Origin of the sequence: Peptostreptococcus sp. D1 (genome assembly GCF_900112955.1) — a bacterium.
In the GTDB taxonomy this organism is placed as follows: Bacteria; Bacillota; Clostridia; order Peptostreptococcales; family Peptostreptococcaceae; genus Peptostreptococcus.
In genome coordinates, this window is the sequence record NZ_FONP01000007.1 from 14,111 (window position 1) to 26,676 (window position 12,566).

Below are 12,566 nucleotides of genomic sequence, written 5' to 3' on the forward strand. Positions count from 1 at the left end.
TCTAATCACATTCCTTTTTCCAATTAAGAGATCTCTTTACAGCTCTTAACCAATTATTATAATATTCCTCGTACTTTTCTCTATTTTTATCAGGGAAATAATTTTTTTCGTCAAATGACATTCTTCTAATTTCAGATAAATTTTCGTATACTCCACAGCCCAAGCCTGCCAATAACGCTGCTCCAAGTGCGGTACTTTCGGATAAATATGATTTTTTCACATCAATCCCCAATATATCAGCTTGAAACTGCATTAAAAAACCATTATTGCTGGCTCCACCATCAACCTTTAAATTTTTTATAGGACAATTTAAATCCTTTTGCATATCCAAAATCACATCCTTGCTTTGATACGCTATAGATTCCAAGCAAGCCCTGATAATATGCTCCTTTGTTGCTCCTCTTGTCAAGCCCATGATTGTACCTCTGGCATACATATCCCAATATGGTGCTCCTAGCCCTGTAAAAGCTGGAACAACATAAACGCCATTGTTATCTTCAACCGCTGTAGAATACTTTTCACTCTGTTCAGAAGTTTTTAACATTCTTAGATTATCTCTAAGCCATTGAATCAACGACCCAGCAACAAAAATACTTCCTTCAAGAGCATATTGAACCTTGTCGCCAATACCCCATGCAATAGTTGTAATCAAACCGTTGTTAGATCTTATGATATTTTTTCCTGTATTCATCATTACGAAGCATCCAGTTCCATAGGTATTTTTCACATCACCAATATCAAGGCATTTCTGTCCAAATAAAGATGCCTGCTGATCTCCTGCACAGCCTGAAATAGGAATTTCAGAGCTTGCAAGCATTTCCTTATCTATGTGACCAAATATGGAATTTGAAGGCATTGGATCTGGCAGCATGCTTTTTGGTATTCCAAAAAGTTTTAGTAGTTCATCGTCCCAAGCCAAATCATTTATATTGAACAGCATAGTCCTTGAAGCATTCGAATAATCAGTTACGTGCGACCTTCCTCTCGTAAGATTCCAAATTAACCAAGTATCTATAGTCCCAAACAGCAGATCACCATTATTTGCTTTTTCTATTGCTCCATCTACATTATCCAATATCCATTTTATTTTACTGGCTGAAAAATAGGCATCTATAGGAAGACCTGTTTTTAGCCTTATCATTTCTCCAAGCCCTTTTTCTTCAAATTCTAAACACATTTGAGCAGTTCTTCTACACTGCCAAACTATGGCATTATAAATCGGTTTGCCGGTATTTTTGTCCCAGACGACAGTTGTTTCTCTTTGATTCGTTATCCCTATGCAATGAATTTCTTTTGGTGATATTCCGGAGAATTCTATAACCTCTCTCATTACCCCCATCATAGTTCCCCATATTTCAAGTGCATCATGCTCCACCCAAGCATCGTCAGGATAATATTGCTTAAATTCCTTTTGTGACAATTTATGGATTGTTCCATCGACGTTGAACAGAATAGCTCTACAGCTTGTAGTACCTGCATCAAGTGCCATAATGTATTTCTTTTTTATATCTTCCATAAAACCACCTCCAGCATCAAGTGTATTTTTTATTTATTTTTGAGAATAAATATTTTCAATAAATTTTTGAACTTGTTCAACTACCTGATTTTGCTGTTCTTCGTTTGATATATTTGCATTGTTGTCGTTATTTAGCAATTGTATGTCCGCAAAATTGGAATTGTTTCCTCCAACAATCTCATGGAAAAATGTCTTATCCGGTAGATTTTTCTTAAACTCATTAAATTTTGAAAAATCAAGTATTCCATCATTAGTTCCCCAAACCAATAAGGATGGTTTATTTATTAGCTTTAAATCATCACCAATCACATATGCTCCTAAAAATACAGCACCTATTACCTTTTTTTCATTTGCAGCAATTTTTAGTGCCATATTGCCACTATCTGAGTGTCCAACCACAATCCATTTTGTTATATCCTCGTGTTTCTTAAAAATTTCCTCTATTTTATTTTTTGAAAACATTGCAGAATTCAATGTCAATTTTGGTACGAAAACTTGATGATTCTTTTTTGCCAAACTTTTGGAAAACCTTGCATATGACTTTTGCTCAACCCTTTCTGCTGGAATAATGATAATACCAATATCACCCTTATTTGAATTGTTGGTAAAAAAGAAGGTAGAGCCCTCCAATTTTTGAATATCTACACCATAACTTGAAATCATTGCATGGTTGGCATATTCATTGACCTTATATGTCTTGTTTAGCCATATTACATACACAATACTTGAAATTATTGAAATCACAACAACTAGAGCGAGTATAAGCTTTAACACAAATCGCTTTCTCTCTTTTTTTATTTTTTCTTTTTCTAATTCCAAGGTCTGATTTATATTTAATGTCTTTTCTAGCTCCATAGTAATATTCAATGTATCTATACTACTATCCTTCTTATTTTTTCTAATCCTCAGCTTCGATTCTTTTATTTCCCTCAACAAATATCACCACCATATTATAATTATACAATTCATTATATTTATCTTATCTAAATTATACCATAAATACTACTCTTAATATCTTAAAAATTCCATAACAATAAAAATGCTTAATAAAAGGAAAATATTAATAACAAAAAGCATTGATAACACACTTTATACTCATATATCATCAATGCTTTTTGTATTTTTAAATTATATTCCATTCCTCAATTTATTTAAAAAGCAGATGGAACTATATCAATCTCTAAAACTCGGCATTTTTTGGTGTTCTTGGGAATGGTATTACATCTCTAATATTAGAAACACCTGTCAAATACATTATAATTCTTTCAAATCCCAATCCGAAACCTGAATGAGTTGCTGTTCCGAACTTTCTAAGCTCAAGATACCACCAATAATCCTCTTCCTTTAGACCCATTTCTTTTATTCTATCCATCAATACCTCGTATCTTTCTTCCCTCTGAGAACCTCCAATTATTTCTCCAACACCTGGTACTAGAAGATCCATGGCTCTAACTGTCTTTCCATCATCATTGGCTCTCATATAAAATGCCTTGATATCTTTTGGATAATCAGTTACAAACACTGGTGCGTTGTATACCTGTTCTGTAATATATCTTTCATGCTCAGTTTGAAGATCACAACCCCATTCTACAGGATACTCAAAAGAATGATCTGACTTCAATAACAAATTTATAGCTTCTGTATATGTTATCCTAACAAAATCAGAGCTTACTATATTATCAAGTCTATCCAGTAATCCTTTATCAATAAAGCTATTAAAAAATGCCATTTCTTCTGGGCAATTTTCCAGAACAAAGCTTATTATATATTTAATTAAATCTTCAGCCAATTCCATATTGTCTTCCAAATCAGCAAAGCTTATTTCAGGCTCAACCATCCAAAACTCAGATGCGTGTCTGGCAGTATATGAGTTTTCAGCTCTAAAAGTAGGTCCAAAAGTATATATATTTCTAAAAGCAAGAGCCATAATTTCGCCATTCAGCTGACCAGAAACGGTAAGATTGGCCTCCTTGCCAAAGAAATCTTGGCTAAAATCGATGCTTCCGTCTTTATTTAGCGGAGGATTTGTCATATCCAAAGTCGTTATTCTAAACATTTCCCCTGCTCCCTCTGCATCACTGCCTGTTATAATCGGCGTATGTGCATAAACAAAATTTCTTTCCTGAAAAAATTTATGTATTGCGTATGCAACTACTGATCTTACTCTAAAAACTGCAGAGAAGGTATTACTTCTCGGTCTTAGATGGGCTATTGTTCTCAAATATTCAAAGGTATGCTTTTTCTTCTGTAGTGGATATGATGAATCTGATTCTCCCTCAACTATCACTTTCTTAGCATGAATCTCTATTGGATTTTTTGCATTGTCTACCTTTACTAATTCTCCCTCTATCAATAATGATGAAGATATTGGTAGCTTCGATATTTCAGCAAAATTATCAAGATTATTTTCATCAACCACTATTTGAAGATTTTTGAAAAATGAACCATCGTTCAATTCAATAAACCCAAAGCTTTTTGAAATTCTAGACGTTCTTATCCATCCAGCAACGCTCACACTTTTACCTAAATACTCATCACTATTTCTATATAGTGATTTTACTTCTAAAAATTTCTTTTGCATTTCTTATTCCTCCTAAATATAAAAAAACACACAGCATCCTCAAAGGGACGATGTGTGTTAAATCGCGGTACCACCCTAATTATCGAAAAATCGATCTCTTAGTCAGACTATAACGTGTCCAAACGTCAAATCCTAATAAGCAAAATGCCTTTCAGACTGAAACTCCGAGATGTTCTTCACTATTGATATTACACTAGACTCTCACCACAACTAGCTCGCTGTAAAAATTGATCAACAACTACTCTTCTCTTCACAGTAATATTGTATTTATGTTTTTTATATGAACCTAAAAACAGTATCCACATATATAAAATTAACTTAATACATACAATATAGTATATCAACGAATAAAATTACTGTCAACTATAATATATAATAAATTTGACGAAAAAATTGTGTTTTTCTCCTAATCACTTAGGCTTGTGTACACCGGCAAGGCTTTGCTAAAATCTGACACTTGACCTTTTGAATTAATGGCTACCACAAAGAATTCATAATTAATACTTCCATCCTTTAATTTCAATGTCACATTATTTTTTTCAATATTTTTAGCATACAATATATATTTTTCATCTTGAAGCTTCTTGTTTACATAATAAACTCTGTATTTATATTTTTGCTTATTGTCAAGCTGTTTCCATTTTAAATGAATTGTTTTCTTTTCGAAGTCTATGCTATAATCAAGTCCCTTGACTTTTTTATGCTGAAATTCTACATTTAAGTCTTTTTCAATAGTAACAATATTGCTAGGCTTCGTTTCTTTGACACCATTATATCCCACAACATATATTTGGTAGTCCTGATTTTTTTCCAGTTTTAATATTGTTGAAATCCTATTGCCTACTGGAACGCTTCTCTTATATGCTTTAATATTTGTAAACGCCTCAAATTCTCCATCACCTTTTTTTAGATAAACTCTATAGGTATTTACATATTCAGAAAAATCCCAGCCGATTTCCAGTGTTCTACTATCACTCCTCAATCTGTATTGTAGATTTTTTATTTCAATATTGCCAAATTCAGGCTTTACTACAGAAACAGATGTGTATGTTTTTTTATTTCCAGAATTAATTTCTACTTGATATGTACCAATCCTATTTGCATTGACCCTTCCATTTGCATCAATTGTGATACCATAGCTCATTTCTATTCCAGAATCTCCATTTATAATTCTTTTATTTTCATCATACTTCGATTGGTCAACGTTGTTTAGAACAGAATATTTAATCTCTGATTTTTCATTGTTCGGAGATGTTTTAATACTTGGACTCAAATAAATACTTTGATTTTGTTCAAGCTCGAAGTATTTATCTATACTTAGATCATCAACCCTAGGATAAATTCTTATTGTCTTTTGAATCTCTTTTCTATCGTACCTCGAAATCAATTTTGCTTCTCCAGTTCCAACTGCTTCAACATAGTCGTTCTCTATCTTTAATATTTTCGAATCTGTAGTTGAGTAATTAAATTTATACCCTTTTTCCAGTTTTTTGTAATCTTCAATGTCAATTACACTTTGTATTTTTGTTCTATCTCCATAGTAGTTTAAATCTGATCCAAGATTGATTTTTAAATCATTAATTTTGGGGTTTACTACCATTATTGTAGCTTTTCTCAAGACACGATTTTTGTTCATTATTCCAATCGTAGAATAACCTTCTCTCAATGCTTTTATCTTGTTGTTTTTCATGGTTAGCACATTTTTCTTATCCAATATTACAAACCTTAGATTAGGTTTTTTTGCAAAGGAAGGTACAACAATGTAATCTCCTGCAGATATATTTACCTCATCACCAACCTTAATAACGTACTTATTAAGGTTGGTGATAAATGTTCCACCAATTATTCGTATATCAATTCCTTTAATCATAGGCATAACATATCCGTGCTTTAATCCAATCGACAATAAAATAAACAAAATAGGAAGGATAAAAATTAATATGTTACTTTTCTTTTTCATAAAAATTTCTCCTTCCTACTATAATAATTTATTTAATAAAATGCTTTAATAAAATACTCTAATAGAATGAATTTAATTAGAATTAATTCTTATATTAGCTTTCCTTAATAAAATATCTTTCGTACCACACCAAGAATACCAATATAGTATAAATTTTTCTGGCATTATTTGATATACTATTGTAGTGATCATCAAGTATTTTATTTATTTTTTCTTCTTCAAAAAATTCAGCTACATATGGCTTATTAAAGTACTCTTTAACAAAATTATAATGCTTTTCTTCTCTAAACCAATGCTTGATAGGCACTGGGAATCCTTTCTTCTTTCTCTTATACCATTCTTCAGGTAATTTCTTTTCAGCAGTTTTTCTAAGTATGTATTTTGTTGTTCCATTCGCAATCTTTTGCTCAGTGCCAATTTCTTCACCGACACGCATTACCTCTTTATCAAGGAATGGAACTCTAAGCTCTATAGAATGTGCCATACTCATTTTGTCCGCTTTTTGGAGAATATCACCTTCCATAAATAGCTTTATATCTATCATCTGTTTTTTTGTTACATCATCCTTTCCCTTTACCATATCGTAAATAGGTTGAGTGATTTGTCTAACAGTTCTAGAATTTTGGAATTTCGGCTTAAGTATTGATTTCGCCTCTCCTTCATCAAATATCAAAGCCTCCCCTATAAATGTTTCCTCAACAGGTCTTCCTGCTCTCAGCAAAGTGGTTTTTCCTCTAAATTCAGGTAGCCCTTTGGCTATTGCAGCAGCTGGCTTTAAAATAAAGTTAGGCAATTTTTTCAATTTTTTCTGTCCAGCATCATCGTCATACCACTCATAGCCTCCAAATATTTCATCTGCACCTTCTCCAGAAAGTACAACTATTACACCATTATCCCTTACAAGCTTAGATAAGAAATACAGTGGTAAAGTCGAAGGATTTGACTGTGGCTCATCCATATGATATTGAATTGTTTCAAGGTTTCCAAGACAATCATCTCCCGTAATAGTTTTTCTGATGTTCTTTATCCCCAATATTTTTGACAATTCAGCTGCATAGATTGATTCATCAAAATTCTCCTGCATAAACCCTATCGAAAAAGTAACATCTGGCATTAAGCATGCTGTTACGTAGCTGGAGTCTATACCTCCAGATAGAAATGAGCCAAATGGAACATCGGTATGACTATGAAGCTTAATAGACTCGTCCATAACTGATTGAATTTTTTTGATATTTTCCTCAACTGAATGATGCTTGTCATTGAAGCTGACATCCCAATACTTTTCAACTTTCATTTCTCCATTTTCAAAAGTAAAGAAATGTCCAGGCTTCAATCTTTCAACCCCCTTGAAAAATGTTTCATCAGCCTGCGAAGAATACTGGAAAGTCAAGTATGGTTTTAACGCCTTTTCGTTCAATTCTTTCTTAAAAAATGGGTGTTCTAAAAAGCTTTTAATTTCAGAGCCAATCAACAATCCATTCTCATTACCATTTTTGTATTTGTAAAAATAATATGGCTTTATACCAAAATGATCTCTGGCTCCAAAAACTCTTTTATTCTGCTTGTCCCATATACAAAATGCAAACATACCTCTAAGCTTATTTACCAAGTCAGTTCCATATTCCGTATAGCCATGAATAAGTACCTCACTATCCGTTTCACTTATAAAATGATATCCTTTGGCTATCAAATCATCCTTAATATCCTGATAATTATATATTTCACCATTGAATATGAGAATTTTGTTACCATCCTCACTATACATAGGCTGAGCACCAGATTCAGATAAGTCCAATATGCTCAATCTAACAAATCCCATTGCAGCATTATCATCTATGTACTTACCTGACATATCAGGACCTCTATGCCATATCCTTTTATTCATATTGTCAATTATTTCATTCTTGTTTTCAACAGTATCAAAAAATGCTGTAAATCCACACATATAATTAAATTCTCCTCACCTAAATTTATTATCTTAATTTTTTATTTATTTCTAAACCATACCAATTGATAAATGAAGATACACACATCAGTGTCTATTTTCTATTATTCATTTTATTTATTTTTTCAAAAACTATTTCACAAAGCACAAAAGTCACAATAAAGAGTAACACATAGTAAACAATAGCTTTTCCAATCTCGCCTTGAAATAGTTTTTCAAAATTGCCATTAGAGCTTTTTATCATGTAGTCTATACCTGTAACTCCAATAGCAAATAGAAAAGAGTTTAAATGCTGTTTTTTATTTCTCATATCTATCTCCTTTTTCAATACTAATATTATATCACAAGAAGATAGTTTTTCCCACACATTAACAAATATTAAGACTACAAAAAAGAATAACTCTTTAGCCAGAAACTGCTCAAAAGTTATTCTTAATTCTATTACCATCTTCTCAATTCTACTATCATCTCTTATTTTCTTGATTTTATTATTGTCTTAAAATCAAACCTATATAAGTATTATTAACTTTTATTAAAGCTTAAAATATTAATTTCAATATTAATCTACAATACATTTTTAATTAATCTACAATACATTTTTAATTAAGCTACAGTACATTTTTATTCATATATATCCAAATATCCTGATGGATGGAAATAATACATCTCTTTTGTATTTTTATCTACAAAAACACCCAAATCAGTAGGAGCATCAGGTAGGTATACATAGCCTTCATGACCTTTTTCTTTTAGAACACTAAAATCTTTTTCATCCCCCATGTAATTATAATCGACACTTGAATTTTTTGATTTAAGTGCTTCCAATGCCTGTGACTTTGTCAACGCAGTATCTTCATTATTATTCTGTACACTATCTACTGAGGAATCAAGCTTTTTAGCTTCAGCAGTAGCCTCTGCATTTTCATTCTTGCTTTTTGAAGCCATATTTTGGATATTCTCATTCTTTGCAGAATTTTTGTCATCACTTACAGCTTTTTTATAAACCTTTACATTTTTGTAAGTCTTTTTATTAATCTTTTTTGAGATTGTTTTTTTGCTCAAATCAATGCTATTAGAGTCCTTATTAACTCGTTCTTCAACCTTTTGGACTACTACACTACTCTGCTTATCCAATAACTCAGGAGTTTCATTACTACTTTCTCTGCTATTGACAGCATTACTATCAGATACTGTGACATACATAACATCAGCTTTAGTATTTGCACTATTAAGTTTTTTATTTGTATTCACTGCTCCCGAAATAGGACTAACCAAAGCCAAGCTAGTAACTAAAATTCCAATTGTAAATAATCTTTTTTTCATAATATCACATCCTTTACTTCTATATCTATATCATATCACTTTTTATGAAAAATATTGATTACAGTGGTGTTATTTAGCATTACATTTTAGTTACAAAGGTTACATATTGTAATAAGTTTAGCTATATTTTTTTCATTAATAACACTTATAAAATCAATCGATTGATCGTTTTTTTACTTAATTATAAAAAACCGTAGGCAATATATCACCTACGGCAAAATTTTGGAAAATTACTTTATATTTAAAGATGCCTTTTCAATATCCTTGTTAAATGCTTCTATACCTCTATCAGTCAGTGGATGGTTAATCATTTGCTTGATTACCTTGTATGGTACAGTAGCGATATCAGCTCCCATCTTTGCAGCATCTATAACGTGTAGAGGATTTCTAACACTTGCAACTATTATTTCAGTATCGATAGAATTTATTGCAAAAATCTCTGTTATTTCGTCAATTAGGCTAAGTCCATCAAAAGATATATCATCTAATCTTCCAACAAACGGACTTACATAAGTTGCACCGGCTCTAGCTGCTAACAAAGCCTGACTTGCTGAGAAAATCAATGTAACATTTGTCTTAATTCCTCTCTTTGTAAACTCCTTTACAGCCTTTAAGCCTTCTTCACACATTGGAACTTTAATAACAATATTTTTGTGAATTGACGCTAGCTTTTCGCCCTCCTTGATCATCTCAGCATAATCCATGCTAAGCACTTCTGCACTTATTGGTCCATCAACTATTCCAACTATTTCATTTACAACATCAGTAAAGTCTCTTCCTTCCTTTGCAATCAAGGATGGATTTGTAGTAACCCCACAAATTACACCTAATTCGTTTGCTGCTTTAATTTCTTCGATATTGGCAGTATCAATAAAAAATTTCATTTTTTCCTCCTAAATAATTTTTATATATAAATTTTTATTTAAACTTTATCATCTTATTCTCCAGCGATTCAATACATGCCAGAGATTCAACTCTTATCCCCTTATCCTCCAAAAGTATACTTCCATCCTGATATGATTTTTCTATTACTATTCCTACTCCAACAAGCTCTGCCCCTGCTTGAGTAATGATGTCGATTAATCCCATTACTGCTCCACCCTTCGCTAAAAAATCATCAACAATCAATATTTTCTCTCCGCTCGAAATATATCGCTTTGACACCATAACATCGTATAGCTTGTTCTTTGTATAAGAGAAAACCTTGGATTTGTATACATCCTTATCCAAATTGCTAGACTCATTTTTCTTTGCGAAAACAACTGGAGCATAGTCAAAATACTGTGAGGTAGTTGTAGCTATGGCAATTCCAGACGATTCTATAGTCAAAATCTTATCTATTTTCACATCGTAGAACCTCTCTCTAAACTCCTTACCTATCTCGTTTAAAAACTTAACATCAATTTGATGGTTTAAAAAACTGTCTACCTTTAAAATATCGCGACTATTTATCGTACCATCTGTTAAAATTTTATGTTTTAGGGACTGCATATTAATTCCTTTCATATTTTCATTCCATTTATGACTTTATATCCAACTATATTATAAACTATTTGAAGTTTTTTTTCTATCTTATTTTTTTATTTGAAACTAAATATAATATTTGATATAATATAGGACAACACTATTTTAAAAGGAGATGAAAATTTAATGGCTTTTTATTTTGATACACCTTCGAGAACTTTTAGTGAATACCTATTAGTTCCAGGGTATTCTTCTGCTGATTGTATACCAGCAAATGTTAGTTTAAAGACACCGGTAGTTAAATTTAAGAAGGGCGAAGAACCTACTCTTACTATGAATATACCACTAGTTTCTGCCGTTATGCAAGCCGTTTCTGATGATAGAATGGCAGTTGCTCTAGCAAAGGAAGGTGGAATTTCTTTTATATATGGCTCTCAAACAATTGAGGATCAGGCTGCTATGGTTACTAAAGTTAAAATGCACAAGGCCGGATTTGTTGTCAGTGATTCAAATTTAACACCTGAAAATACATTATATGATATTTTAGACCTAAAAGAAAAAACTGGTCACTCTACAGTTGCCATCACTGATGATGGTACTAGCACTGGAAAATTACTTGGCATAGTTGCAAGTCGTGATTATAGAGTTAGTAGAATGGATAAAAATACAAAGGTTAGTGAATTCATGACTCCAATCGAAAAAATCGTCTATGCCAATAAAAATGTTACTCTAAAGGAAGCAAACAACATTATATGGGATAATAAGCTTAATTCCTTACCTGTTTTGGATGATGAAGGTAAGCTTATGTATATGGTGTTTAGAAAGGACTACGATTCTCACAAGGAAAATCCTTTGGAATTGCACGATTCTCTAAAGAGATATGTAGTTGGAGCAGGTATCAACACAAGAGACTATGAAGAAAGAATACCGGCGTTGGTCAATGCTGGAGTTGATATTCTATGTATAGACTCATCTGAAGGATATTCAGAGTGGCAAGCAAGAACTATAGCATGGGTAAGAGAAAAATACGGTGATACTGTGAAAATTGGAGCTGGTAATGTTGTTGACAGAGATGGATTTAGATTTTTAGCAGAGGCTGGCGCAGATTTTATAAAGATCGGTATCGGTGGTGGTTCAATATGTATCACTAGAGAACAAAAAGGTATTGGAAGAGGTCAGGCAACTTCAGTTATTGATGTAGCAAAGGCCAGAGATGAATACTTTAAAGAGACTGGTATATATATCCCAATTTGTTCAGATGGTGGAATAGTATACGATCATCACATTACATTAGCACTTGCCATGGGAGCAGATTTCGTTATGCTTGGAAGATATTTCTCTAGATTTGATGAATCACCTACAAACAAGGTAAACATAAATGGTGTATATATGAAGGAATATTGGGGTGAAGGATCTGCAAGAGCGAGAAACTGGCAAAGATATGACCTTGGTGGAGACAAAAAACTTTCTTTTGAGGAAGGTGTCGATTCATATGTTCCATATGCGGGATCTTTAAAGGATAATGTTGGCATGACTCTTTCAAAGGTTAGATCTACAATGTGTAACTGTGGTGCATTGTCAATACCAGAGCTGCAAAAAAACGCAAAGCTTACATTGGTTTCTTCAACTTCAATCGTTGAAGGTGGAGCTCATGATGTAATGCTTAAGGATAATAGAAACCTATAAAAATATAATGACCGATAAGCTTTAGAAATGATAAATAGATAAAGGCTAAAAAACGGCTAAGCTTCAGAAATTAAATTGCTGAAGCTTAGCC

General features: G+C 32.3%; 10 protein-coding genes and 1 other annotated feature. Of the genes, 1 reads left to right on the forward strand and 9 read right to left on the reverse strand.

Features of this window, described 5'->3' with window-relative positions; genetic code table 11:
• Window position 1 precedes the first annotated feature (1 nt).
• The 9 genes from glpK to BM120_RS06340 all read right to left on the reverse strand — a co-directional run bounded on the left by glpK (window position 2) and on the right by BM120_RS06340 (window position 10,816).
• A complete protein-coding gene (glpK, locus tag BM120_RS06300; RefSeq protein WP_091994198.1) occupies window positions 2-1,516 on the reverse strand; it encodes a glycerol kinase GlpK in 1,515 nt (504 codons plus the stop codon).
• A gap of 33 nt (window positions 1,517-1,549) precedes the next feature.
• Window positions 1,550-2,449 (reverse strand): alpha/beta hydrolase, encoded by a 900-nt coding sequence (locus BM120_RS06305; protein ID WP_143076517.1) that lies wholly within the window; start codon window positions 2,447-2,449, stop codon window positions 1,550-1,552.
• Window positions 2,450-2,696: 247 nt separating this feature from the next.
• Entirely contained in the window at window positions 2,697-4,097 is a 1,401-nt protein-coding gene (gene asnS / locus BM120_RS06310; RefSeq protein WP_091994201.1) for an asparagine--tRNA ligase, read from the reverse strand.
• 40 nt (window positions 4,098-4,137) lie between these two features.
• Window positions 4,138-4,360, reverse strand: a binding site (T-box leader).
• A 143-nt stretch (window positions 4,361-4,503) separates the two neighbouring features.
• Window positions 4,504-6,057 (reverse strand): fibronectin type III domain-containing protein, encoded by a 1,554-nt coding sequence (locus BM120_RS06315; protein ID WP_091994203.1) that lies wholly within the window; start codon window positions 6,055-6,057, stop codon window positions 4,504-4,506.
• Between the two features lie 94 nt (window positions 6,058-6,151).
• Window positions 6,152-8,002, reverse strand: a complete 1,851-nt coding sequence (asnB, locus tag BM120_RS06320) for an asparagine synthase (glutamine-hydrolyzing) (protein ID WP_091994205.1) — start codon at window positions 8,000-8,002, stop codon at window positions 6,152-6,154.
• Window positions 8,003-8,096: 94 nt separating this feature from the next.
• Window positions 8,097-8,312, reverse strand: a complete 216-nt coding sequence (locus BM120_RS10880) for a hypothetical protein (protein WP_177187388.1) — start codon at window positions 8,310-8,312, stop codon at window positions 8,097-8,099.
• A gap of 311 nt (window positions 8,313-8,623) precedes the next feature.
• Window positions 8,624-9,325 (reverse strand): hypothetical protein, encoded by a 702-nt coding sequence (locus tag BM120_RS06330; RefSeq protein ID WP_091994209.1) that lies wholly within the window; start codon window positions 9,323-9,325, stop codon window positions 8,624-8,626.
• A 230-nt stretch (window positions 9,326-9,555) separates the two neighbouring features.
• Window positions 9,556-10,209 carry a fructose-6-phosphate aldolase gene (gene fsa, locus BM120_RS06335; RefSeq protein ID WP_091994211.1) on the reverse strand — a complete coding sequence of 218 codons (654 nt, stop codon included), beginning with the start codon at window positions 10,207-10,209 and terminating at the stop codon, window positions 9,556-9,558.
• A gap of 34 nt (window positions 10,210-10,243) precedes the next feature.
• Window positions 10,244-10,816, reverse strand: a complete 573-nt coding sequence (locus BM120_RS06340; RefSeq protein WP_091994325.1) for a xanthine phosphoribosyltransferase — start codon at window positions 10,814-10,816, stop codon at window positions 10,244-10,246.
• Window positions 10,817-10,975: 159 nt separating this feature from the next.
• Between BM120_RS06340 and BM120_RS06345 the strand changes: the two genes are divergently transcribed.
• Window positions 10,976-12,475, forward strand: a complete 1,500-nt coding sequence (locus BM120_RS06345) for an IMP dehydrogenase (RefSeq protein ID WP_091994213.1) — start codon at window positions 10,976-10,978, stop codon at window positions 12,473-12,475.
• Window positions 12,476-12,566: the final 91 nt, after the last annotated feature.

Excerpts from the sequence above, each read along its gene's own strand:
- glpK (WP_091994198.1), bottom strand. The coding sequence starts at position 1,516 with ATGGAAGATATAAAAAAGAAATACATTATGGCACTTGATGCAGGTACT.
- asnS (WP_091994201.1), bottom strand. The coding sequence starts at position 4,097 with ATGCAAAAGAAATTTTTAGAAGTAAAATCACTATATAGAAATAGTGAT.
- BM120_RS06315 (WP_091994203.1), bottom strand. The coding sequence starts at position 6,057 with ATGAAAAAGAAAAGTAACATATTAATTTTTATCCTTCCTATTTTGTTT.
- asnB (WP_091994205.1), bottom strand. The coding sequence starts at position 8,002 with ATGTGTGGATTTACAGCATTTTTTGATACTGTTGAAAACAAGAATGAA.
- BM120_RS10880 (WP_177187388.1), bottom strand. The coding sequence starts at position 8,312 with ATGAGAAATAAAAAACAGCATTTAAACTCTTTTCTATTTGCTATTGGA.
- BM120_RS06330 (WP_091994209.1), bottom strand. The coding sequence starts at position 9,325 with ATGAAAAAAAGATTATTTACAATTGGAATTTTAGTTACTAGCTTGGCT.
- fsa (WP_091994211.1), bottom strand. The coding sequence starts at position 10,209 with ATGAAATTTTTTATTGATACTGCCAATATCGAAGAAATTAAAGCAGCA.
- BM120_RS06340 (WP_091994325.1), bottom strand. The coding sequence starts at position 10,816 with ATGCAGTCCCTAAAACATAAAATTTTAACAGATGGTACGATAAATAGT.
- BM120_RS06345 (WP_091994213.1), top strand. The coding sequence starts at position 10,976 with ATGGCTTTTTATTTTGATACACCTTCGAGAACTTTTAGTGAATACCTA.